Below are 22,308 nucleotides of genomic sequence, written 5' to 3' on the forward strand. Positions count from 1 at the left end.
ACCTTTCAGGCCGGTCACAGGCTGCGGTGCGCAGTTTGTGAGGTTTTGTAATGGTTTTGCCTAATATCGTCGAGACAATGGCGGCCTGCGGCCAGCGATTGTTTCGACGTCCCTCCGAGGACATGCTGGCCGGCTCTCGCATGCCTTTATGAACCTCAGTCGCAAGTTGCCGCTCGCCATTGCCATGGCGCTGCTATTCACCCTCGCTGCCGGATTCTTCGGACTCTGGTCGGCCCATCGATCCCTAGGCGTCTTTCACGGCGATGTCCAGCGCCACATGGCGGCGGAACGCCTTGCCGCCGAGGTGGAAGGCCACTTCAAAACCCAGGTCCAGGAATGGAAGAACGTGCTGCTGCGCGGCTCGGACAACGCGCTGCGCGAGCAGCACTGGAAGGGCTTTCTGGCCGATGAGCGCGCCGTGCAGGACAAGACCGCGGCCTTGCTGGCCCTGGTGGACGATGCCTCCCTGCGCGAGATCGCCCAGGGCTTTGTGGCGCAGCACCGCAAGATGGCCGAAGGCTACCGCGTGGGGCTGGACAAATTCGAGGCCACGGGCTTCGACCCCTCGGTGGGCGACATGGCCGTGCGCGGCGTGGACCGCGAGCCGGCCGAGCTGCTTTCCCAGCTCAAGGCCGGCATTGCGGCGCAGAGCAAGGCGGTGGCCGACGATGCCTACAGCAGCGGCAAGCACGCCACTGAGCTGAGCCTGGTGCTGATGCTGGTGGCGGCCGTGGCCGGCGTGGCCATTGGCTGGCTCATCACCCGTGCCGTGGTGGCACCGCTGCGCAGCGCGGTCCAGCTGGCCGAGAAGGTGGCCCAGGGCCATCTGACCAATGCCATAGCGAGCGGCGGGCCAGACGAACTGGGCCAGCTGCTGCGGGCGCTGGGCGCCATGCAGGAGCAGCTGCGCAGCATCGTCGTGGAAGTGCGCGGCAATGCGGAGCAGGTGGCATCCGCCAGCTCGCAGATCGCGGCCGGCAACAGCGACCTGGCCCAGCGCACCGAGCAGCAGGCATCGGCCCTGCAGATGACGGCTTCGTCCATGGACCAGCTCGACTCCACCGTGCGCGGCAATGCCGATCACGCAGAGAAGGCCAACCTGCTGGCTTCGTCCGCCAGCGACATCGCCACGCGCGGTGGCGATGCCATCTCGGCCGTCGTGGGCACCATGCGCAGCATCCAGGATGCGTCCGAGCGCGTGGTCAGCATCATCGAGGTGATCGACGGCATCGCGTTCCAGACCAATATTCTTGCGCTCAATGCGGCCGTGGAGGCCGCGCGGGCCGGTGAACAGGGCCGGGGCTTTGCCGTGGTCGCCGCCGAGGTCCGCACGCTGGCCCAGCGCAGCTCGGGCGCGGCGCGGGAAATCCGTGACCTGATCCAGGCCAACGCCCAGCGCGTGGCCCTGGGGGCCGAGGAGGTGGACAGCGCGGGTGCGACCATGGCCTCGGTGCAGGAGGTGATTGCCAAGGTCTCGCGCATGATCGGCGCCATCAGCCACTCCAGCGGCGAACAGAGCGCTGGCGTGAGCCACGTCAACAGCGCCATCGTCCGCATCGAGGAGGGGACCCAGCAGAACGCCGCGCTGGTGGAACAGACCAGTTCGGCCGCCGAGAGCCTGCGCAAGCAGGCCCATCAGCTGGTCGAACTCATGGCGCGTTTCAGGACGGCCTGAACGCGGTGGCCGGGGCCGGGCGCAGCCGGTCGTGGAGCGCCGCCAGCGCCAGGGTGGCTGCCACGGGCAGGGCCCAGCCCATGCCGTTGCCCGGCAGGCTGTTCAGGAAGGCCGGCAGCCAGTCCTGCCAGCCGGCCGCCTTGGCGGCATCGACAAGACCGAACACCAGCGCCACGACCAGCACCGGCGCGAACACGCGCTGGGCATTGCGCCACAGGCCTGACAGCAGGCTCAACACCACCAGGGCGATGGCCAGCGGATAAATGCCCACCAGCACGGGGCCGGACAGGGCGATCAGCTGGGCCAGGCCCTGGTTGGACACCAGGATGCACGCCAGGCCAATGGCCACCACCACCGCGCGGTAGGGCAGGCGCAGCATCTCGCTGAAGTAGGCGCCACAGGCGCTGACCAGGCCCACGGCCGTGGTCAGGCAGGCCAGGGAAATCACCACGGCCAGCAGCAGGCTGCCGATGGGGCCGAAGGTGTGATCCACATAGCGCGTGAGGATGAGCACGCCGGTCTGCGCCTGCGGGGCGATGGACTGGCTGGTGGCGCCCAGATGGATCAGCGACAGATACACCAGGCCCAGGCCCACGGCCGCGATCACGCCCGCGATGATGGCGTAGCGCGTCTGCAGCCCGGTGTGGGAGATGCCCCGGTCCCGGATGGCGTTGACGATGACGATGCCGAAGGCCAGGGCGCCCAGCGCGTCCATGGTCTGGTAGCCCTCCAGGAACCCTTCGGTCAGGGGCGCGACCAGGTAGTCGCCGCTGGCGCTGGTGGCGGCACCGGCCGGCAGCAGCACGGCGGCGGCACCCAGCACCACCAGGGCCAGGATCAGCACGGGCGTGATCAGCTTGCCGATGGTGTCGATCAGCTTGCCGGGGAACAGGGACAGGCCCATGACCAGCACGAAGTACACCGCCGAGTAGATGAACAGCGCAGTGCTGCTGTGGCCCACGAAGGGCGCAAAGCCCATCTCGAACGACACGGTGGCCGTGCGCGGCGTGGCAAACAGCGGGCCGAGGATGAGATAGATCAGCAGGCCCAGCACCATGCCGGCCTTGCGGCCCACGGGCGAGGTCAGCGCATCGAGCCCGCCGCCCACGCGCGCCAGCGCCACCACGGTGAGCAGCGGCAGGCCCACGCCCGTGAGCAGAAAGCCCGTGGCCGCAGTGGCCGCGTGCTCGCCGGCGCCCTGGCCGACCATGGGCGGAAAGATGATGTTGCCCGCGCCGAGGAACAGCGCAAAGGTCATGAAGCCTAGGGCGATAAGGTCCCGGGTCTTGAGTGTTTGCATGGATGCAGAAATGAAAAGGTCCCGCCTTGCCGCATGGCAGGCAGTTCCGGAAACGGTGGGAGGCGCGGAGCGATGGGGCAGCAATGGCGCAGGCCCGATGGCCGCGCATGCCGCGCGGCCGGCTCCGCAAAGGGCAGCATTTTAGGGCGGCGGCCCGAAGCGGGTGAAAAATGTCAGTGATTGCTCTTGATGAGATGCATGCAAACCATTCATGTCATGTGAGTGACATGCCTGCAGGCGATGGCCAGGATCCCAGCTGGCGATCCATGGCTTCATCCCCCGCGGCCAGGTACAGGCATCAGGGGCTGGCGCACCCGCTGCCGCCATGGCGTGGACAATGGCGTCATGGTTTTGCAACTGCATCTGTTCCCCTCGGCAGCGAATTCGGCACATGGGCTGCCGAACGCCTTCTGCGCGGCGCTGCCTGCGACGGAGCTGGCCCATGGCTGATCTGTTCACCCAGGAGCCCTCCGCACCACTGGCCGAAGCCCTGCGGCCCAAGACCCTGGACGAGGTCGTGGGCCAGTCCCATCTGCTGGGCGAGGGCAAGCCGCTGCGCCTGGCCTTCCAGTCAGGCAAGCCGCACTCCATGATCTTCTGGGGGCCGCCCGGCGTGGGCAAGACCACGCTGGCCCGGCTCACGGCCACGGCCTTCAAGTGCGAGTTCATTGCGCTGTCTGCGGTGTTCTCCGGGGTCAAGGACATCCGCGCGGCCATGGAGCAGGCGCAGCAGAACCTGGCCATGGGCCGGCACACCATCCTCTTCGTGGACGAGATCCACCGCTTCAACAAGTCCCAGCAGGATGCGCTGCTGCCCTATGCGGAAAGCGGGCTGGTCACCTTCATCGGCGCCACCACGGAGAACCCTTCCTTCGAGGTGAACTCGGCCCTGCTGTCACGCGCGCAGGTCTATGTGCTGCAGTCCCTGACCGACGATGAACTCAGGCAACTGCTGCTGCGGGCGCAGGAAAAGGCCCTGGGCGGCCTGGAGTTCGACGACCTGGCGCGGGACACCATCGTCGGCTATGCCGATGGCGATGCCCGGCGCTTCCTGAACCTGCTGGAGCAATGCCAGACGGCGGCCGGCGCTGCGGGCGTCACGCGGATCGATGCCGAGTTCGTGCAGAACGCGCTGACCTTGAATGCCCGGCGCTTCGACAAGGGCGGCGACAACTTCTACGACCAGATCTCGGCCCTGCACAAGTCCGTGCGCGGCTCCCATCCGGATGCTGCGCTCTACTGGCTCACGCGCATGCTCGATGGCGGCGCCGATGCGCGCTACCTGTCGCGGCGCATCGTGCGCATGGCCTGGGAGGATATCGGCCTGGCCGATCCGCGCGCCATGCAGATCGCCAACGACGCGGCCCTGACCTATGAGCGCCTGGGCAGCCCCGAGGGCGAGCTGGCGCTGGGCCAGGCCGTCATCTACCTGGCCATGGCCGCCAAGAGCAACGCCGGCTACAACGCCTACAACAAGGCCCGGGCCTTCGTGAAGCAGGACAGGAGCCGCGAGGTGCCCGTGCACCTGCGCAACGCGCCCACCAAGCTCATGAAGGAGCTGGGCTATGGCCATGAATACCGTTACGCGCACGATGAGCCCAACGCCTACGCGGCGGGCGAGACCTATCTGCCCGAAGGCATTGCGGAGCCGGGCTGGTACCAGCCCGTGCCCCGGGGCCTGGAGATCAAGATCGGCGAGAAGCTGGCCGTGCTGCGCAAGTGGGACGAAGAGGCTGGCGGCGCATAGCCGAAGCCGGTGAGGGCAAGCCGGTGCCGGGGCTAGGCGCCCGGGCCGGGCTCCACCGCCACGTCCCGCGCGTGCAGGGGGGCGTGGCACTCCGAGCAGACGACCAGGGGGTCGAACGTGTGGCCGCACACCGTATGCCGGTGCAGCAAGGGCCGGCCTTCCTCGCCGGACATGTGTACATCACCCCAGTGCACGATGGCCATGACCACCGGATGCAGGTCCAGCCCCTTGGGCGTGAGGCGGTACTCGTGCCGTACCGGCGCCTCCTGGTAGGCCACCTTCTTGAGCACGCCTGCCTCGACCAGCCTGGCCAGCCTGTCCGACAGCATGGGGCGTGAAATGCCTAGGCGCCCCAGGAATTCATCAAAACGGCGTACGCCCAGAAAGCAGTCGCGCAGCACCAGCAGTGTCCAGCGGTCGCCGATGACCGAGACCGTGCGTGCGATGGAGCAGCGCTCCTCTTCCAGTTCGTTCCATTTCATTGGGCAGTTCCCCGCTTGACGGGTTCTGATTTTAAACCTACCGTGTATTTAGTTCAAAAAATGAACTGACAAATCATCCACGGAGATCCCATGACCGACAAGAAAGCCATTCTCGTGATCGGCGCTGGCGACGCCACGGGCGGCGCCATCGCCCGGCGTTTTGCGCGCGAAGGCTATATCGCCTGCGTCACGCGCCGCGACGCGGACAAGCTCCAGCCCCTGGTCGAACAGATCCGCGCCGCCGGCGGCCAGGCACATGGTTTTGGCAGCGACGCGCGCAAGGAAGAGGAAATGGTGGCCTTGGTGCAGAAGATCGAGGCCGAGATCGCACCCATCGAGGTCGCCGTCTTCAACATCGGCGCCAACGTGCGCTTTGGCATCACCGAAACCACGGCGCGCGTCTACTTCAAGGTCTGGGAGATGGCGTGCTTCGCCGGCTTCCTGATGGGGCGGGAGGCGGCCAGGGTGATGCTGCCGCGCGGCCGGGGCACCATCATCTTCACGGGCGCCACCGCCAGCCTGCGCGGGCGCGAAGGCTTTGCCGCGTTTGCCGGTGCCAAGCACGGCCTGCGCGCCCTGGCCCAGAGCATGGCGCGCGAGCTCTGGCCCAAGGGCATCCATGTGGCCCACCCCGTGATCGACGGCGCCATCGACACGGAGTTCATCCGGACCAACTTTCCCGAGCGCTATGCCCTCAAGCAGCAGGACGGCATCCTCAATCCCGACCACATCGCCGACCTCTACTGGCAACTGCACCAGCAGCCGCGCGATGCCTGGACGCATGAAACCGAAATCCGCCCCTGGATGGAGTCCTGGTAGGCCCTTCAGCCATTTCCGCCCCTTCAGCCGCTTCAACCCCTTCGCTTCGATGTTCCATCCCATTTGATGCAGGCCGTGCCATGAAACCCAACGTGCAATTCCTCTTCGACTTCGGCAGCCCCAACGCCTATCTCTGCCACCAGGTCATCCCCGCAATCGAGGCGCGCAGCGGCATCCGCTTCGACTATGTGCCGGTCCTGCTGGGCGGCCTGTTCAAGCTGGCCAACAACCGCTCACCGGCCGAGGCGAATGCCGACATTCCCAACAAGCGCGCCTATGAGGCGCTGGAACTGCAGCGTTTCGTGCAAAGGCATGGGCTCACGCGCTTCCGGATGAATCCGCACTTTCCCGTTAACACCCTGCAAATCATGCGCGGGGCCGTGGCGGCGCAGGGCGTGGGCTGCTTCGAGCGTTATGTGGATGCGGTGTTCTCCAGCATGTGGGAGAGGGGCTGCAAGATGGACGATGCCCAGGTGATCGGCACCGAGCTGTCCGGGGCGGGCCTGGACGCCCCAGCCCTGATCGCCGCAAGCCAGACGCCCGAAGTCAAGGCCCGGCTGCTGGCAAATACCGAGCAGGCCTTCCACCGTGGCGCTTTCGGATCGCCCACCTTTTTTGTTGGCGACGAGATCTACTTCGGCAAGGACCGCCTGCGCGATGTGGAGGAACAAGCGCTGCGGGCCTGCAGCCAACCTCAGGCCGATCGCCCGTCGTAGCGCGTGATGCGCAGCGCTTCGGGGTCCACGCCTTCCAGGCAGCGCACGTTGACGGCCGCCATGTGCCGGCCCTGGGGATCGATGGCCTCGCCGAATGGGTGGATGCCGCAGGTCGGGCAGAAGCGGTGCTGGATCAGGTGCCGGTGGAAGGTGTAGGTGCGCATCTGCTCCTCGGGCGTGCTCAGTTGCAGTTGTTCGCGGGGCACGAACCACATGAGGACACCCTTGCGCGAGCAGATGGAACAGTTGCAGGCCATGACCTGGGTGAGTTCGCCTTCCACATCGAAAGCGATGCCGCCGCAGTGGCAGCTGCCGTGGTATTTCATCGGGGTTCTCCGTGGCCACCGCGGGCTGGCGGCACTGCCGTTGATGGTAGGAGTTCATGCTGGCTACGGCAAATTGCTGCAGTGCTACATAAGAGCGTTTGGCTTGTAAAGCCTCGGAAAACCCCCCTGCAACAAGGCGTTGCAGGCCACCGGGGGGTGCCTAGAATCGCCAATCCCCTGCGGTTTCCGGGCCACAAGCCAGGATGCGGCGGGAGAGCTTCCACCACCATGGCATTGCTGGCTCCGTTCGTTTGGATGCGAGGCACGCTGAATGTCTCCATCCTGGACTAAAGGGGAGAGCGCATATGGACATACTGCTTCAGCAGGTCATCAACGGATTGGTCCTGGGCAGCATGTATGCCCTGATCGCCCTGGGCTACACCATGGTGTACGGCATCATCCAGCTCATCAACTTCGCCCATGGCGAGGTGCTCATGGTCGGCGCGCTGACCAGCTGGAGCTGCATAGGCCTGATGCAGGAGGCCATGCCCGGTGCGCCGGGCTGGCTGATCCTGCTGCTGGCGACCGTGATCGCCTGCGTGGTGGCTGCGGCACTGAATTTCGTGATCGAAAAAGTGGCCTACCGCCGCCTGCGCAGCAGCCCGCGCCTGGCGCCGCTGATCACGGCCATCGGCGTCTCGCTGCTGCTGCAGACGCTGGCCATGATCATCTGGAAGCCCAACTACAAGGCCTATCCCACGCTGCTGCCGAGCACGCCCTTCGAGATCGGCACGGCGGTGATCACGCCCACCCAGATCCTGGTGCTGGTGGTCACGGCGATCGCGCTGGCATCGCTGACCTATCTGGTCAACTACACCAAGCTCGGGCGCGCCATGCGGGCCACGGCCGAGAATCCGCGCGTGGCGGCCTTGATGGGCGTCAAGCCTGACGTGGTGATCTCGGCCACCTTCATCATCGGCGCCGTGCTGGCGGCCATCGCGGGCATCATGTACGCCTCCAACTACGGCACGGCCCACCACACCATGGGCTTTCTGCCGGGGCTCAAGGCCTTCACGGCGGCCGTGTTCGGCGGCATCGGCAACCTGGCCGGCGCCGTGGTCGGCGCCATGCTGCTGGGGCTGATCGAGTCCATAGGCTCGGGCTACATCGGCGACCTCACGGGCGGCGTATTGGGCAGTCACTACACCGACATCTTCGCCTTCATCGTGCTCATCATCATCCTGACGCTGCGCCCCTCGGGCCTGCTGGGTGAGCGTGTGGCCGACCGCGCCTGAGGAGACCCGCATGAACAGCAAGAAGACCGTGCAATGGATTCTGGGCGGCCTGGCGCTGATGGTGCTGCCGCTGGTGCTGCAGTACTTCGGCAATGCCTGGGTGCGCATCGCCGACCTGGCCCTGCTCTATGTGCTGCTGGCACTGGGCCTGAACGTGGTGGTGGGCTATGCAGGCCTGCTGGACCTGGGCTACGTGGCCTTCTACGCCGTGGGCGCCTACATGTTTGCGCTGATGGCCTCGCCGCATCTGGCGGAGACCTTCGAGGGCTTTGCCGCCATGTTCCCTGACGGGCTGCATACCTCCATCTGGCTGGTGATACCGCTGGCGGCGCTGCTGGCGGGCATCACGGGAATACTGCTGGGCATCCCCGTGCTCAAGCTGCGCGGGGACTACCTGGCCATCGTCACGCTGGGCTTCGGCGAGATCATCCGCATCTTCATGAACAACCTGGACCAGCCGGTCAACATCACCAACGGCCCCAAGGGCATAGGCCAGATCGACTCGGTGAAGATTCTGGGCCTGGACCTGGCCAAGCGCCAGGAGATCTTCGGCTACGACATCAGCTCGGTCACGCTGTACTACTACCTGTTCCTCTTCCTGGTGCTCGTCAGCATCGTGATCTGCTGGCGCCTGCAGGACTCGCGCATCGGCCGCGCCTGGATGGCCATCCGCGAGGACGAGATCGCCGCCAAGGCCATGGGCATCAACACGCGCAACATGAAGCTGCTGGCCTTCGGCATGGGCGCTTCCTTCGGTGGTGTATCGGGCGCCATGTTCGCGGCCTTCCAGGGCTTCGTCTCGCCCGAGTCGTTCAGCCTCATGGAGTCCATCATGATCGTGGCCATGGTGGTGCTGGGCGGCCTGGGCCATTTGCCGGGCGTGATCCTGGGGGCGGTGCTGCTGTCGGCCCTGCCCGAGGTGCTGCGCTATGTGGCCGGGCCTCTGCAGCAGATGACCGACGGGCGGCTTGACGCCTCCATCCTGCGCCAGTTGCTGATCGCGCTGGCCATGATCGTCATCATGCTGATGCGTCCGCGCGGCCTGTGGCCGTCGCCCGAGCATGGCAAGAACCTGCCGCACCAGTCCTGAGCATGGAGACAACGCAGATGGCGAACACGGCAGACAACGGCTCCTCCTCCCCGGTGCTCAGGGTTTCGGGCATTTCCAAGCGCTTTGGCGGACTGCAGGCCCTGTCCGATGTGGGCATGACCATTGGCCGTGGCCAGGTCTACGGCCTGATCGGTCCCAACGGCGCGGGCAAGACCACTTTCTTCAACGTGATCACGGGCCTGTACACGCCCGACAGCGGCAGCTTCGAGCTGGCCGGCAAGGCCTACGAGCCCTCGGCCGTGCACAAGGTGGCCAAGGCCGGCATTGCGCGCACCTTCCAGAACATCCGGCTGTTTGCCGAGATGACGGCGCTGGAGAACGTGATGGTCGGGCGCCATGTGCGCACGCATTCGGGCCTGATCGGCGCGGTGTTCCGCACGCCCGGCTTCAAGGCCGAGGAAGCCGCGATACGCGCGCGGGCCCGCGAACTGCTGGACTACGTGGGGATTTCCAAATACGCCGACTTCAAGGCCCGCACGCTGAGCTACGGCGACCAGCGCCGCCTGGAGATCGCGCGGGCGCTGGCCACCGACCCGCAACTGATCGCGCTGGACGAGCCTGCCGCCGGCATGAACGCCACCGAGAAAGTGCAGCTGCGCGAGCTGATCGACCGCATCCGCCGGGACCAGCGCACCATCTTGCTGATCGAGCACGACGTGAAGCTGGTCATGGGCCTGTGCGATCGCGTCACCGTGCTGGACTATGGCAAGCCCATCGCCGAAGGCACGCCGGCCGAGGTGCAGAAGAACGACAAGGTGATCGAAGCCTATCTGGGCACCGGAGGACACTGAACCATGGGTGAGCAAGTGCAAGACAAGGGCGTGTCCGCGCCGGTGCTGTTGAAGGTCCAGGGACTGAAGGTGGCCTATGGGGGCATACAGGCCGTCAAGGGCGTGGACTTCGAGGTCCGCCAGGGCGAGCTGGTCTCGCTGATCGGCTCCAACGGTGCCGGCAAGACCACGACCATGAAGGCCGTCACGCGCAGCCTGCAGATGGCGGATGGCGACGTGCACTACCTGGGCCGCAGCATCCGCAACGTGGGCGCCTGGGATCTGGTGGCCCAGGGCCTGGTCATGGTGCCGGAGGGGCGCGGCGTGTTCGCGCGCATGACCATCACCGAGAACCTGCTCATGGGCGCCTACACGCGCAACGACAAGGCCGGCATTGCCGCCGACATCGAGCGCATGTTCGGCATCTTTCCGCGCCTGAAGGAGCGCCGCGACCAGCTGGCCGGCACCATGTCGGGTGGCGAGCAGCAGATGCTGGCCATGGCGCGCGCGCTGATGAGCCAGCCCAAGGTGCTGCTGCTGGACGAGCCCTCCATGGGCCTGTCGCCCATCATGGTGGACAAGATCTTCGAGGTGGTGCGCGATGTGCATGCGCTGGGCGTGACGCTGGTGCTGGTCGAGCAGAACGCCAGCCGTGCGCTGGCGCTGGCCGATCGCGGCTATGTGATGGAATCCGGCCTGATCACCATGACCGGGCCAGGCCAGACCCTGCTCAGCGATCCGCGCGTGCGGGCCGCCTACCTGGGCGAGTGAACTCCGGTGCAGCCGCCTGCGCACAGGTTGCTGGAATGTCCCGTGCCATCGACGGGATATGGCAAAAATATGACGATTTGATGAAGATTCATCGAATGCCCATCGATGCGGGATGTTGCGTATCTGTGCGATGAAGCAGGTTTTTCAAGAAAATTCGCGCAAAAAAGCAATTTTTAGAAAGAAATCGAAAACCCAGCTTCTGGCACTGCGGGCGCGATAATTCAGGCCTTCCAGCACCCGGGCGCACCTCACATGAACTGGCTCCAACACATCCCCGTCGGGCTGCAGACCGTGGTCCTGCTGGCCATGAGCAATGTCTTCATGACGTTTGCCTGGTATGGGCACCTGAAGAACCACGCCTCGTCGCCCTGGTACGTGGCAGCCCTTGTCAGCTGGGGCATTGCGCTGTTCGAGTACCTGTTGCAGGTGCCCGCCAACCGCATAGGCCACACGCAGTTCAGCGTGGCGCAGCTCAAGATCATCCAGGAGGTGATCACGTTGTCGGTGTTCGCGCCTTTTGCCGTGCTCTACCTGAACCAGCCCCTCAAATGGGACTTCCTCTGGGCCGGCCTGTGCATGGTGGGCGCGGTGTATTTTATTTTTCGCAGCGGCTGACAAGGCGGCGCGCCGGCGCGCAAAAACGCGCTTGGGACTCAAGGGTACACTTCGCCCCGTTCAAGCCGGGAAGCCATGCCAAGCATCCGCAATGTGACGCAGTGAGTCGCCTGGTTCCCACTTTTCCCGGTAAGGAGCATTCATGCTTTTTGGCAAACTATTGCCACGCGAAGGCAATTTCTTCGAGATGTTCAACCAGCATGCCGACCGCATCGTCGATGCCGCGCATGCCTTCTCGCAGCTTGTCGCCAACTACAACGATCCTCATCTTCGCGAGAAGTACAACGAGGACGTGAACAACGCCGAGCGTGCCGCCGACCGCGTGACGCATGACGTCACCAAGGCGCTGCACAAGACCTTCATCACGCCGCTGGACCGCGAGCACATCCACTCGCTGATCAACACCATGGACGACGTGGCCGACCTGATCCAGGACTCGGCCGAGACCATGGCGCTGTACGACGTGCGCCACATGACGGATGAGATCACGCGCCTGACCGACCTGTGCGTGCGCTGCTGCGAGCGGCTGCGCGATGCGGTCAAGCTGCTGTCGCGCATCTCCGATCCATCGGTGGTGGACGCGGCGATGAAGACCTGCGAGGAAATCGACCGCCTCGAATCGGACGCCGACCGCGTGATGCGCTCGGCCATGAGCAAGCTGTTCCGCGAAGAGCCCGATGTGCGCGAAGTCATCAAGCTCAAGGCCATCTACGAGCTGCTGGAGACGGTGACCGACCGCTGCGAGGACGTGGCCAACCTGATCGAGGGCATCGTCCTCGAGAATTCCTGAGCCCTCGCGGAGTCGTTTCGTTATGGAATCCGTACAAGCGGCCCTGTGGGTCGTGATCCTGCTGGTGGTGCTGGCCTTGCTGTTCGACTTCATGAACGGCTTCCACGATGCTGCCAACTCGATCGCCACCGTGGTCTCCACGGGCGTGCTCAAGCCCACGCAGGCCGTGGCCTTCGCGGCCTTCTTCAACGTGGTGGCGGTCTTTGTCTTCCACCTCAGCGTGGCGGCCACCGTGGGCAAGGGGATCGTCCAGCCCGGCATCGTGGACACACACGTGGTATTCGGCGCCCTGGTCGGCGCCATTGCCTGGAACGTGATCACCTGGCACTACGGCATCCCCAGCAGCTCCTCGCATGCGCTGATCGGCGGCATCGTGGGCGCCGTGATCGCCAAGGCTGGCGCGGGCGCACTGATCGCCAGTGGCATCTGGAAGACCGTGGCCTTCATCTTCGTCTCGCCGCTGCTGGGCTACCTGCTGGGCTCGCTGATGATGGTGCTGGTGGCCTGGATCTGCCGCCGCGCTGCTCCCAACCGGGTGGACCGCTGGTTCCGCCGGCTGCAGCTGGTCTCCGCCGGCGCCTACAGCCTGGGCCACGGCGGCAATGATGCGCAAAAGACCATCGGCATCATCTGGCTGCTGCTGATCGCCACCGGCTATGCCAATGCCGGCGACGCGGAGCCGCCGCTGTGGACCATCGTCAGCTGCTACCTGGCCATCGGCCTGGGCACCATGTTCGGCGGATGGCGCATCGTCAAGACCATGGGCCAGAAGATCACCAAGCTCAAGCCCGTGGGAGGCTTTTGCGCCGAAAGCGGTGGCGCGCTGACGCTGTTCTTCGCGACCTTCCTGGGCGTGCCGGTCTCGACCACGCACACCATCACGGGTGCCATCGTCGGCGTGGGCTCCACCCAGCGTGCCAGCGCCGTGCGCTGGGGCGTGGCGGGCAACATCGTCTGGGCCTGGGTGCTGACGATCCCTGCCAGCGCCTTCGTGGCTTCCATTGCCTACTGGATCAGTCTCCAGCTGTACTGAGCTGCGACAACTGCCCCAAAAAGAAAGACCGCCAATGGCGGTCTTTCTTTTTGGGTGGAGGTACGCGCTGGCGCACCACAGCGAAAACTTCACTGCGAAATCTTGCGCGCTTCCTCCACCTGGTGCTCGAAGTAGTGCTGGAAGCTGTAGGCAATGCTGGCCATGAGCACGGCGGCGCCCAGCATCAGGGACAGCGCAATGGCAAAGATGGTGGACCAGCCCGTGCGCCCGGCCTGCGCCTGCACGTCAACGCCGGGGTTGTGGCGCCGGTTCCAGGCTTCGGTGTCGGTCAGCCCGTAGAGGATGGCGCGCAGCGCGCAGCCGGCGATGGTGAAGCCCAGCAGCGGAATCAGCAGCCAGCTGAGCTGGTCGTCCTGCCCCAGTTGCTGGACGCGCTCGATGCCATACACGCCCAGCGCCGTGGGCACGGGCAGCAGCCAGCCCAGCCAGTCGCCGAAGCCATGCAGGTAGAAGCGGTGCAGCCCCAGCGGCCCGCCGACGAAGGCCAGCCAGGTCGTCAGGGTCTTGCTTTTGGAGCGCGCAGCCCCCTGCTGTGCTTGAGCGGGCTGAGGCAAAGGCGTGCTGGGTCGGTTCATGCACCCATTATTCGGGCGAACTGCGGTTGCCGTCTCCCAGGGTCTTCTCCATGAGAACGATGTCCAGCCAGCGGCCAAACTTCCATCCCATGGAGCTCAGCGTGCCCGCCGGGGTGAAGCCCGCGGCGCGGTGCACGCCGATGGAGCCGGCATTGGCCGAGTCACCGATCACCGCCAGCAGCTTGCGCACGCCGGCCGCCTCGCATTCGCGCGACAGCGCATCGAGCAGCAGTCGGCCCACGCCCTGGCCGCGCGCTGCGTCATGCACGTAGATGGAATCCTCGGCGGAGAAGCGATAGGCCGGGCGCGGCTTGAACCAGTTGGCGTAGGCAAAGCCCAGCACCTGGCCCTGTTCGTCCACGGCGACCAGATAGGGCAGGCCCTTGGCCAGCACGTCCGCGCGGCGCGTGGCCATGTCCGATTCGGCAGGGGGATCGGTCTCGAACGTGCCCGTGCCGTGCAGCACGTGGTGGCGGTAAATGGAGGTGATGGCGGCGAGATCGCCGTCCAGGCTTGAGCGAATGGTAGGCATGGAAAGGGAAGTTGGATATAATCGCTGGTTTTACGGCGTGTCGCTGGCCGGGTGGCCATGTCGCGTGTCTCAAACGCCGCAAAACATGTGCAGCCATTCATTGTCTAGTTAATTGTGTGGTGGCTGCGCCCACCCGAAGGAAAATCATGGTCGTCATTCGACTCTCTCGCGGCGGTTCCAAGGCCCGTCCGTTCTACAACATCGTTGCCGCCGACAAGCGCGTGCGTCGCGATGGTTCGTTCATCGAACGCCTGGGCTTCTACAACCCCAACGCCCGTGGCGGCGAAGAGGGTCTGCGCGTTGCTCTGGACCGCGTGAACTACTGGAAGGGCGTTGGCGCGCAGGCTTCCGAGACCGCAGAGCGCCTGATCAAGCAGGCCACCCAGAAGACTGCTGCCTAATTCAGCATCCCTTCTGAAATCGGGTTCCGTTGGCTTGTCTGACGGAGCCCGTTTTTGTTTTCCCCTCCGGATCGCCTTGCACGGATCTGCAACGATCTGCATCGACTGTCCATCTACTGCCTACCGACTGCCATGAGCCACATGCCTGAACTCGAAGCCAGCGTCCTGCCCGCCGATGCCGTGGAGGTCGGGCGCATCGCCGATGCCTGGGGCATCAAGGGCTGGTTCAAGGTGGCAGCCTTCAGTGCCGACCCCGAGGCCCTGTTCACCGCAAAGCAGTGGTATCTGCAGCCCCCCGAGAAGGGTGCGCGGCAGTTCACCGGTACGGTGCTGCTGCCGGTCAAGCAGGCGCGCGTCCACTCCGATTCCGTCGTCGCCACATCGCCTGTCGTGAACGACCGTAATACCGCCGAGGCCCTGCGTGGCGCGCGCATCTTCGTGGCGCGCAGCGATTTCCCGCAGCCCGAAGATGGCGAGTATTACTGGGTCGATCTGCTGGGCTTGTCCGTGGTCAACCGCGAGGGCGTGGCCCTGGGCGTCGTCCGCGACCTGCTGTCCACCGGCCCGCAGACCGTGCTGGTGCTGGCCTATGAAGAGGATGGCAAGGAGCGCGAGCGCATGATTCCCTTCGTCGATGCCTATGTGGACAAGGTGGATCTGCCGGGCAAGACCATCGTTGCCGACTGGCAGCCCGACTATTGATCGCCGACCTCCATGCGCTTCGACATCATCACGCTGTTCCCCGAGCTGTTCACGCCGTTTCTTGAAAGCGGCGTCACGCGCCGTGCCTATGCCTCGGGCCAGGTCGGCGTGCACCTGTGGAATCCGCGCGACCATGCCCAGGGCAACTACCGGCGCGTGGACGATCGCCCCTTTGGCGGCGGTCCGGGCATGGTGATGATGGCCGAGCCGCTGCAGCGCTGCCTTGAGACGGTGCAGCAGGCGCGCCGCGATGCCGGCGAGCCCGGGCCGGCTCCCGTGGTGCTGTTCTCGCCGATCGGCACCACGCTGCGCCATGCCGTGGTGGCCGACTGGGCGCAGGGGCAGGGCGCAATCTTGCTGTGCGGCCGCTACGAGGGCCTGGACCAGCGCTTCATCGATACCCATGTCACGCACCAGTTGAGCCTGGGCGACTTCGTGCTGTCTGGCGGCGAGATCGCTGCCATGGCCATGCTGGATGCCGTCGCACGGCTGCAGCCCGGCGTGCTCAATGACGAAGGCAGTTTCCAGCAGGACAGCTTCAATCCGGCGCTCGACGGCCTGCTCGATTGCCCGCACTACACCCGCCCCGAAGTCTGGGAAGGGCGGGAAGTGCCGGCGCCACTGTTGTCCGGCCACCACGCGCAGATCGAGCGCTGGCGCCGTGACCAGCGCCTGTCCATCACGGCCAGGCACCGGCCCGAGCTGATAGAGCAGGCGCGCGCCCAGGGCCTGCTCAACGCCAAGGACGAGGGGTTTTTGGCAAAAAACGTCTCCGGGCTATAATCCGCGATTCTTCGATCCTCTATCCGGCCGCTGCTACGAACAAAGCAGCCATGGCGCCAATCCCGGCGCTTGCCAATCCTGGCGCGGACAAGATCGATTGGATGTTGACCATGAATCTGATCCAGATCCTCGAGCAAGAGGAAATCGCCCGTCTGAACAAGACCATCCCCCAGTTCGCCCCCGGTGACACCGTCATCGTGAGCGTGAACGTGGTCGAAGGCAGCCGCAAGCGCGTGCAGGCTTACGAAGGCGTGGTGATCGCCAAGCGCAACCGTGGCCTGAACAGCGGCTTCACCGTTCGCAAGATCTCCAGCGGTGAAGGCGTGGAGCGTACGTTCCAGACCTACTCGCCCCTGATCGCCGGCATCGAAGTCAAGCGTCGCGGTGATGTGCGTCGTGCCAAGCTGTACTACCTGCGCGAGCGCAGCGGCAAGTCGGCCCGCATCAAGGAAAAGCTGCCGTCGCGTGTCAAGGTTTCTGCCGAAGCCTAAGCACCTGCGTCACAGCTGGAAAGCCGCTACAGTCGCCTGTAGCGGCTTTTTTGTTGTCCGGCCGTTTCCCATCACAAGCCTTCATTCGTGTCCTCTCTGCCCGATACCGCCATTCCCGTGCCGACCGGCGGGCCAGTGCCCGCAGCCGTGCCGTCGATCGCCGACCCGCGCATGGCGCAACTGATTGGCAAGGACAGCCACCTGCCTGCCGTGCCCCCCGAAGCCCGCACGCCCGAGGCCCTGCGCCAGCGCTTTGCGCTGCCGCCCCAGTGGGCTCCCGAGGTGGTGCGCGAGAAGCGCTTCAGCGATCGCCAGCCCACCGATGCCGCCGTGCTCGTGCCCATCGTGATGCGCCCCGAACCCACGGTGCTGCTGACCGAGCGCACGGCCCACCTGTCCACGCATTCGGGGCAGGTGGCATTTCCGGGCGGCAAGCGCGATCCGGAGGATGCCTCTGCCCAGGCCACGGCCCTGCGCGAGGCGCATGAGGAAGTGGGACTGGCCGCCAGCGATGTGCAAGTGCTGGGCACGCTGCCCATCTACATCACGGGCACGGCCTTCCTGATCACGCCGGTGGTGGCCCTGGTCGATCCCCGGGCGCACCTCAATCCCAATCCCTACGAAGTGGCGGATGTGTTCGAGGTGCCGCTGGCCTTCCTGCTCGATCCTGCCAACCATGAGCGCCACTCCATGGTCTGGAACGGCGTGCCGCGCGAATGGTTTGCAATGCCCTACCAGGATGGTGATCGCCAGCGCTACATCTGGGGCGCCACGGCCGGCATGCTGCGAAATCTTTACCGATTCCTGTCGGCCTGATGCCCGGATCGGGGGCCGTGCCACCCCGGGGTCACTGACCTGTCTGCATGCGCCAGTATGATGGCCGGATGAGTTTCTTTGCCATTCTGATCGCCTTGCTGATCGAGCAGGCGCGCCCGTTGACGCCGGCCAATCTCGTGCACACAGGCTACAGGGCCTGGACGGTTTCGGTGCGCCGCAACTTCGATGCCGGCCAGGCGCACCATGGCTGGCTGGCCTGGACCGTGGCGGTGGCATTGCCCTGCGTGCTGGTGACGGGCATCTACCTGCTGCTGCTGTGGGGCGTGGGCTGGCCGCTGGCCATGGTCTGGAATGTGGCCGTGCTCTATGTGACGCTGGGCTTTCGCCAGTTCAGCCACCACTTCACACGCATCCGCGATGCGCTGGATGCAGGCGATGAGTATGCCGCGCGCGAGGCGCTGGCTCACTGGCAGCAGGTCGATGCCAGCGAGGTGCCGCGCAGCGAGGTCGTGCGCCATGTGATCGAGTACTCGGTGCTGGCCGCGCATCGCCATGTGTTTGGCGTTCTGTTCTGGTTCTCTGCGCTGGCAGCGCTGGGGCTGGGCCCGCTCGGCGCCGTGTTCTACCGCATGACCGAGCACCTGTCGCGCTCCTGGTCGCGCAAGGGCCTGGTGGGCGGCACCCAGGTCAGCCCCCAGTTGCAGCACACCTCCCGGCTGGCCTGGACCGTGATCGACTGGTTGCCTGCACGGTTGACGGCGCTGTCCTTTGCCGTGGTCGGCAGCTTCGAGGAAGCCATCGAAGGCTGGCGCTTCCATGCCCAGCGCTTTCCCAACGACAACGATGGCGTGATCCTGGCCGCCACCTCGGGTGCCATCAACGTGCGCCTGGGCGGCGAGGCACTCAAGCGCCGCGAAGGCATCTCGGTGACCCGCGACGACGGCGAGGAGATCGATCTCGATGTGGACAGCGAAGCCACGCCGGGCCGCGAGCCGGAGATCGGCCATCTGCGCAGCGTGGTCGGCCTGGTCTGGCGTTCGGTCGTGGTCTGGCTGCTGCTGCTGGCCCTGCTGTCGCTGGCGCGTTTGCTGGGCTGATCGCTGCGCCGCAGAAGGCGAGCCCTGCCTGTCTTGCCAGGCAGCAGCCCGCCCTTCCTGATGCAGCCGGGTCGTTGTTTTGAAGAGGTCAGTACTTCTGCGCCTGGCTCAATTCATCGAACAGCTCGGCGTAGATGTAGTAGCGGTTGGCGCTGATGTCGTGGTCGGCATCCATTCCGGTTTCCTCGTCTTCCACGCGCGGCATGACGGCGCATCCCGGCTCGTGCAGGTGGGTGCAGTTGTAGAACTTGCATTCCTGCGCATGGGCGCCGATGTCGGGCATGCAGCGGGGCAGGTCCGTGGGCTCTATGTGGCGCAGGCCGAATTCCTGGAAGCCCGGTGAGTCGATCAGCGCCGTGGTGCGCTCTTCGTCCATCCAGTACCAGCTGGTTGTGGTGGTCGTGTGCTTGCCGGAGTTCAGCGCCTGCGAGATCTCGTTGGTGGCCGCGCGTGCGCCGGGCACCAGCAGGTTGATCAAGGTGCTTTTGCCCGAGCCGGACGGGCCCAGGACCAAGGTGGCCTTGCCCTTGAGGTGTTGCATCAGCAACTGCCGGTCGGCCTCGCCTTCGTTGGCCAGCGACAGCGACAGCACCTCGTAGTGCGGCGTTTCCTGGCCCAGGTACATCTCGCGATAGGGCTTCAGGCGTTCCCAGGCATCGGCGAAGGGCTCGGCCAGGTCACGCTTGTTCAGGGCGATCAGGGGCTTGATGTGGGTGGCTTCGGCGGTGATGAGGGCCCGGGCCAGCTGGCTTTCGGAGAACACCGGCTCGGCCGCGATCAGGATCAGCACCTGGTCGATGTTGGCCGCAAAGGACTTGGTGCGTATTTCGTCCTGGCGGTAGAACAGGTTGCGCCGTTCCAGCACCTTCTCTATGGTGCCTTCCTCGCCCTGGCCGGCGGGTGGCAATTGCCAGCGCACGCGGTCGCCGACCACGGTCTGGCTCTTCTTGCCGCGCGGATGGCAGATGTGGCGTGCGCCTTCTTCGGTCTCGACCACGCAGTGGCGGCCATGGCTGGAGACGACCAGGCCTTCTCGCAATGCGGAGCGCTCAGCCATGGGATGCCGGGGTGGGATTCATGGACGCTCCAGCAGCGCATCGATGCGCCGGGCGCACTCGATGTCGGTGGACGAGATGCCGTTCACGTCATGCGTGTTCAGGCGCACGCCGCAACGGCCGTAGCTCACGGTCAGGTCGGGGTGGTGGTCCTGCTGGTGGGCGATCAGGGCCAGCGCGTTCACGAAGGCCATGGTCTCGTAGTAATTGGCAAAGGCGTAGCTCTTGGCGATGGCATCGCCATCGAGCTGCCATCCTGGCAGGTCCGCCAGTGCGGTGCGCAATTCGTCCGGCGTCAGCGCGCGGCGCTGTTGGGTGGACCAGTCCTGTTGTTGCAAGCGTTGTGTGCTCATGGTGGATGTGAAAGGGTCAGGTCGGAGAAGGCATGCGCGCCAGCCGGGCGAGGGCGGGCGGATGCGAGTAGTAAAAGCCCACGTACCAGGGATCGGGCGTGAGCGTTGAAGCATTGTCCTCGTACAGCTTGAGCAGTGCCGAGGCCAGATGGGCGCCGTTGGCCTGTTGCATGGCATAGGCATCGGCTTCGAACTCGTCGCGGCGCGACAGGGCCGAGAACAACGGGGTGACAAAGAAGCTGAATACCGGCACGGCCAGCAGGAACAGCAGCAGTGCCACGGCTTCGTTGCCGGCGCCTATCCCGCCATGGCCCAGCGCAAGGTCCAGACCGGGGCGAACGCCCAGGCCCAGGTAGAACCACAGCTGCTGCGACAGCCAGCCCAGCAGTGCGAAGCCGGCCAGGCTGGCGGCGAACATCAGCAGCATGCGCTTGAGGATGTGGCGGTGCTTGAAGTGGCCCAGTTCGTGCGCGAGCACGGCCTCCACCTCGTCGGCGTCGAGCTGCTTGAGCAAGGTGTCGAAGAACACCACGCGCTTGGAATGGCCGAAGCCCGTGAAATAGGCATTGGCATGGGCCGAGCGGCGGCTGCCATCCATCACGAACAGGCCTTTGGCCGTGAAGCCGCAGCGCTGCATCAGCGCGCTCACGCGCTCCTTGAGCGTGCCTTCGGCCAGCGGTTCGAACTTGTTGAACAGCGGTGCGATGAAGGTCGGAAAGATCCACATCAGCAGCAGGTTGAATGCCGTCCACACGGCCCAGGCCCACAGCCACCACAGGTCGCCGGCCGAGCCCATGAGCCACAGGATCAGCGCCGCCAGGGGAAGGCCGATGGCCGCGCCCATGGCGGTGGACTTGATGGCATCGGTCAGCCACAGCCGCAGCGTCATCTGGTTGAATCCAAAGCGCTGCTCCAGCACAAAGGTCTGGTAGAGCGACAGCGGCAGCTCCACCAGCCCGGAGATCAGGGCAAAGCCGGCCAGCAGTGCCAGTTGCTGCCACAGGCCGGCACCCATCAGTTCCAGCAGCCACTGGTTGAGTGCGTCGAGCCCGCCCAGCAGCGTCCATGCGAGCAGCACCACGGCGCCCAGCGTCATCTCGATCAGGGCGATGCGGGCCTTGGCCAGCGTGTAGTCGGCGGCCTTTTGATGGGCCGCGAGGCTGATGCGTTGCGCAAAGGCCTCAGGCACCTCGGCCCGATGGCGGGCCACATGGCGGACCTGGCGCGAGGCCAGCCAGGCGCGCAGCAGCCACTGGGCCAGCACGGCTGCGGCAAACAGCAGGGACAGCGTCGAGGAAAAATCGGGGTTGAAGGCCATGTGGCCGCAGTGTAGGCGACAATTTGGGCCATGTCCGAAGCCTCCGAAGCCGCCAGCGCTTGCATTCCCGTCCCCGCCGAACCCGGCACGTCCATCACCCTGGCCAAATCCGATCTCAACCTCGTCTGGCTCGACTGCGAGATGACCGGGCTGCAGCCCGATACCGATCGCATCATCGAGATCGCCGTGGTCGTCACCAGTCCGGACCTGGCCATTCGCATCGAAGGGCCGGTATTTGCCATCCATCAGGCAGATGCGCTGCTCGATGGCATGGATGCCTGGAACAAGGGCACGCATGGCAGGAGCGGCCTGATCGATCGCGTCAAGGCATCGACCACCAGCGAGGCCGACGCGGAGGCAGCGCTGATCAAGTTCCTCTCGCAGTACGTTCCCAAGGCCAAGGCCCCGCTGTGCGGCAACAGCATCGGGCAGGACAGGCGCTTCATGGAACGCTACATGCCCAAGCTCAACAACTTCTTCCACTACCGCAATGTCGATGTCAGCACCCTCAAGGAACTGGCCAGGCGCTGGAAGCCCGACGCCTACGCCTCCTTCAAGAAGGCCCAGCGCCACACCGCACTGGCCGATGTGCACGAGTCCATCGATGAGCTGGCGCACTACCGCGCGCGCCTGCTGAACGTCTGAATCTGGCGGCCCCGGCCATTTTTTATGCCAGGGGCTTGCGGGAAAACCCGGGGAGTGCGACAATCTACAGCTTGCCCCCATCAACAAGGGGCAATTTGCACATCTCCATCACACAAGGGCCCCTGCGCTGTGTGTCTGTGGTCGGTGTCCATAGACCACCATGAAGGA

26 protein-coding genes are annotated in these 22,308 nt (G+C 65.3%); 18 read left to right on the forward strand and 8 right to left on the reverse strand.

Going from position 1 to position 22,308, the window contains the following annotated elements; all coding sequences use genetic code 11:
* The first annotated feature begins 148 nt into the window (after nucleotides 1-148).
* On the forward strand, nucleotides 149-1,675 hold the full coding sequence (locus ACUTR7_RS23245) for a methyl-accepting chemotaxis protein (protein ID WP_013800918.1): 1,527 nt from the start codon (nucleotides 149-151) through the stop codon (nucleotides 1,673-1,675).
* On the opposite strand, the gene brnQ is transcribed toward ACUTR7_RS23245, so the two are convergent.
* On the reverse strand, nucleotides 1,662-2,975 hold the full coding sequence (brnQ, locus tag ACUTR7_RS23250) for a branched-chain amino acid transport system II carrier protein (RefSeq protein ID WP_445609915.1): 1,314 nt from the start codon (nucleotides 2,973-2,975) through the stop codon (nucleotides 1,662-1,664). The genes ACUTR7_RS23245 and brnQ overlap by 14 nt on opposite strands.
* Before the next feature lie 442 nt (nucleotides 2,976-3,417).
* Between brnQ and ACUTR7_RS23255 the strand changes: the two genes are divergently transcribed.
* Nucleotides 3,418-4,722, forward strand: coding sequence for a replication-associated recombination protein A (locus ACUTR7_RS23255; RefSeq protein ID WP_012207157.1), 1,305 nt, complete (start codon nucleotides 3,418-3,420; stop codon nucleotides 4,720-4,722).
* A 32-nt stretch (nucleotides 4,723-4,754) separates the two neighbouring features.
* Here ACUTR7_RS23255 and ACUTR7_RS23260 read toward each other — a convergent pair whose 3' ends face one another.
* Nucleotides 4,755-5,204, reverse strand: coding sequence for a winged helix-turn-helix transcriptional regulator (locus ACUTR7_RS23260; RefSeq protein WP_043825062.1), 450 nt, complete (start codon nucleotides 5,202-5,204; stop codon nucleotides 4,755-4,757).
* A gap of 90 nt (nucleotides 5,205-5,294) precedes the next feature.
* Here ACUTR7_RS23260 and ACUTR7_RS23265 point away from each other — a divergent pair, with 90 nt between their 5' ends.
* Together ACUTR7_RS23265 and ACUTR7_RS23270 are read left to right on the forward strand one after the other, a co-directional pair.
* On the forward strand, nucleotides 5,295-6,023 hold the full coding sequence (locus ACUTR7_RS23265; RefSeq protein ID WP_034396773.1) for an SDR family oxidoreductase: 729 nt from the start codon (nucleotides 5,295-5,297) through the stop codon (nucleotides 6,021-6,023).
* An 80-nt stretch (nucleotides 6,024-6,103) separates the two neighbouring features.
* Nucleotides 6,104-6,739, forward strand: a complete 636-nt coding sequence (locus ACUTR7_RS23270) for a 2-hydroxychromene-2-carboxylate isomerase (protein ID WP_239972199.1) — start codon at nucleotides 6,104-6,106, stop codon at nucleotides 6,737-6,739.
* Here ACUTR7_RS23270 and ACUTR7_RS23275 read toward each other — a convergent pair.
* A complete protein-coding gene (locus tag ACUTR7_RS23275) occupies nucleotides 6,718-7,065 on the reverse strand; it encodes a GFA family protein (protein ID WP_445609916.1) in 348 nt (115 codons plus the stop codon). The genes ACUTR7_RS23270 and ACUTR7_RS23275 overlap by 22 nt on opposite strands.
* 305 nt (nucleotides 7,066-7,370) lie before the next feature.
* Here ACUTR7_RS23275 and ACUTR7_RS23280 point away from each other — a divergent pair, with 305 nt between their 5' ends.
* The 7 genes from ACUTR7_RS23280 (at nucleotide 7,371) to ACUTR7_RS23310 (ending at nucleotide 13,390) form a co-directional block, all read left to right on the forward strand.
* On the forward strand, nucleotides 7,371-8,300 hold the full coding sequence (locus tag ACUTR7_RS23280) for a branched-chain amino acid ABC transporter permease (RefSeq protein WP_012207152.1): 930 nt from the start codon (nucleotides 7,371-7,373) through the stop codon (nucleotides 8,298-8,300).
* 10 nt (nucleotides 8,301-8,310) lie between these two features.
* Nucleotides 8,311-9,390: an ABC transporter permease subunit gene (locus tag ACUTR7_RS23285; RefSeq protein ID WP_013800924.1), complete on the forward strand. Its 1,080-nt coding sequence runs from the start codon at nucleotides 8,311-8,313 to the stop codon at nucleotides 9,388-9,390.
* Between the two features lie 17 nt (nucleotides 9,391-9,407).
* Nucleotides 9,408-10,202: an ABC transporter ATP-binding protein gene (locus tag ACUTR7_RS23290; protein WP_445609917.1), complete on the forward strand. Its 795-nt coding sequence runs from the start codon at nucleotides 9,408-9,410 to the stop codon at nucleotides 10,200-10,202.
* Nucleotides 10,203-10,205: 3 nt separating this feature from the next.
* Nucleotides 10,206-10,952, forward strand: a complete 747-nt coding sequence (locus tag ACUTR7_RS23295; protein ID WP_012207149.1) for an ABC transporter ATP-binding protein — start codon at nucleotides 10,206-10,208, stop codon at nucleotides 10,950-10,952.
* A gap of 252 nt (nucleotides 10,953-11,204) precedes the next feature.
* Nucleotides 11,205-11,567 (forward strand): DMT family protein, encoded by a 363-nt coding sequence (locus ACUTR7_RS23300; protein ID WP_012207148.1) that lies wholly within the window; start codon nucleotides 11,205-11,207, stop codon nucleotides 11,565-11,567.
* 142 nt (nucleotides 11,568-11,709) lie between these two features.
* Complete coding sequence (locus ACUTR7_RS23305; protein ID WP_012207147.1) at nucleotides 11,710-12,357, forward strand: DUF47 domain-containing protein; 648 nt, start codon at nucleotides 11,710-11,712, stop codon at nucleotides 12,355-12,357.
* A 22-nt stretch (nucleotides 12,358-12,379) separates the two neighbouring features.
* Nucleotides 12,380-13,390, forward strand: a complete 1,011-nt coding sequence (locus ACUTR7_RS23310; protein WP_012207146.1) for an inorganic phosphate transporter — start codon at nucleotides 12,380-12,382, stop codon at nucleotides 13,388-13,390.
* Between the two features lie 89 nt (nucleotides 13,391-13,479).
* Here the strand turns inward: ACUTR7_RS23310 and ACUTR7_RS23315 are convergent, their stop codons facing one another.
* Together ACUTR7_RS23315 and ACUTR7_RS23320 are read right to left on the reverse strand one after the other, a co-directional pair.
* Nucleotides 13,480-13,986, reverse strand: a complete 507-nt coding sequence (locus tag ACUTR7_RS23315) for a TM2 domain-containing protein (protein ID WP_071956677.1) — start codon at nucleotides 13,984-13,986, stop codon at nucleotides 13,480-13,482.
* A 7-nt stretch (nucleotides 13,987-13,993) separates the two neighbouring features.
* Nucleotides 13,994-14,518, reverse strand: coding sequence for a GNAT family N-acetyltransferase (locus ACUTR7_RS23320; protein ID WP_013800927.1), 525 nt, complete (start codon nucleotides 14,516-14,518; stop codon nucleotides 13,994-13,996).
* Nucleotides 14,519-14,664: 146 nt separating this feature from the next.
* Between ACUTR7_RS23320 and rpsP the strand changes: the two genes are divergently transcribed.
* The 6 genes from rpsP to ACUTR7_RS23350 all read left to right on the forward strand — a co-directional run bounded on the left by rpsP (nucleotide 14,665) and on the right by ACUTR7_RS23350 (nucleotide 18,769).
* Nucleotides 14,665-14,919 (forward strand): 30S ribosomal protein S16, encoded by a 255-nt coding sequence (gene rpsP / locus ACUTR7_RS23325; protein WP_012207143.1) that lies wholly within the window; start codon nucleotides 14,665-14,667, stop codon nucleotides 14,917-14,919.
* A gap of 132 nt (nucleotides 14,920-15,051) precedes the next feature.
* Nucleotides 15,052-15,621, forward strand: a complete 570-nt coding sequence (gene rimM, locus ACUTR7_RS23330; protein WP_013800928.1) for a ribosome maturation factor RimM — start codon at nucleotides 15,052-15,054, stop codon at nucleotides 15,619-15,621.
* 12 nt (nucleotides 15,622-15,633) lie between these two features.
* Nucleotides 15,634-16,404 carry a tRNA (guanosine(37)-N1)-methyltransferase TrmD gene (trmD, locus tag ACUTR7_RS23335; RefSeq protein WP_034396764.1) on the forward strand — a complete coding sequence of 257 codons (771 nt, stop codon included), beginning with the start codon at nucleotides 15,634-15,636 and terminating at the stop codon, nucleotides 16,402-16,404.
* A 110-nt stretch (nucleotides 16,405-16,514) separates the two neighbouring features.
* A complete protein-coding gene (gene rplS / locus ACUTR7_RS23340) occupies nucleotides 16,515-16,895 on the forward strand; it encodes a 50S ribosomal protein L19 (protein WP_013800930.1) in 381 nt (126 codons plus the stop codon).
* Between the two features lie 87 nt (nucleotides 16,896-16,982).
* Nucleotides 16,983-17,711, forward strand: a complete 729-nt coding sequence (locus ACUTR7_RS23345) for a CoA pyrophosphatase (protein ID WP_012207139.1) — start codon at nucleotides 16,983-16,985, stop codon at nucleotides 17,709-17,711.
* Between the two features lie 68 nt (nucleotides 17,712-17,779).
* Nucleotides 17,780-18,769 carry a CobD/CbiB family protein gene (locus tag ACUTR7_RS23350; protein ID WP_034398910.1) on the forward strand — a complete coding sequence of 330 codons (990 nt, stop codon included), beginning with the start codon at nucleotides 17,780-17,782 and terminating at the stop codon, nucleotides 18,767-18,769.
* Nucleotides 18,770-18,857: 88 nt separating this feature from the next.
* On the opposite strand, the gene rsgA is transcribed toward ACUTR7_RS23350, so the two are convergent.
* Genes rsgA through ACUTR7_RS23365 form a run of 3 tightly spaced genes read right to left on the reverse strand, consistent with a single transcriptional unit; the run spans nucleotide 18,858 to nucleotide 21,495 of the window.
* Entirely contained in the window at nucleotides 18,858-19,826 is a 969-nt protein-coding gene (gene rsgA, locus ACUTR7_RS23355) for a ribosome small subunit-dependent GTPase A (protein ID WP_013800931.1), read from the reverse strand.
* Between the two features lie 18 nt (nucleotides 19,827-19,844).
* Nucleotides 19,845-20,177, reverse strand: a complete 333-nt coding sequence (locus ACUTR7_RS23360) for a 4a-hydroxytetrahydrobiopterin dehydratase (protein WP_013800932.1) — start codon at nucleotides 20,175-20,177, stop codon at nucleotides 19,845-19,847.
* 16 nt (nucleotides 20,178-20,193) lie between these two features.
* Nucleotides 20,194-21,495 carry a M48 family metallopeptidase gene (locus ACUTR7_RS23365; protein WP_238001976.1) on the reverse strand — a complete coding sequence of 434 codons (1,302 nt, stop codon included), beginning with the start codon at nucleotides 21,493-21,495 and terminating at the stop codon, nucleotides 20,194-20,196.
* 30 nt (nucleotides 21,496-21,525) lie between these two features.
* Between ACUTR7_RS23365 and orn the strand changes: the two genes are divergently transcribed.
* Complete coding sequence (gene orn, locus ACUTR7_RS23370; protein ID WP_043825074.1) at nucleotides 21,526-22,140, forward strand: oligoribonuclease; 615 nt, start codon at nucleotides 21,526-21,528, stop codon at nucleotides 22,138-22,140.
* Nucleotides 22,141-22,308 lie beyond the last annotated feature (168 nt).

This window comes from Delftia sp. NA_296.1 (assembly GCF_052692095.1).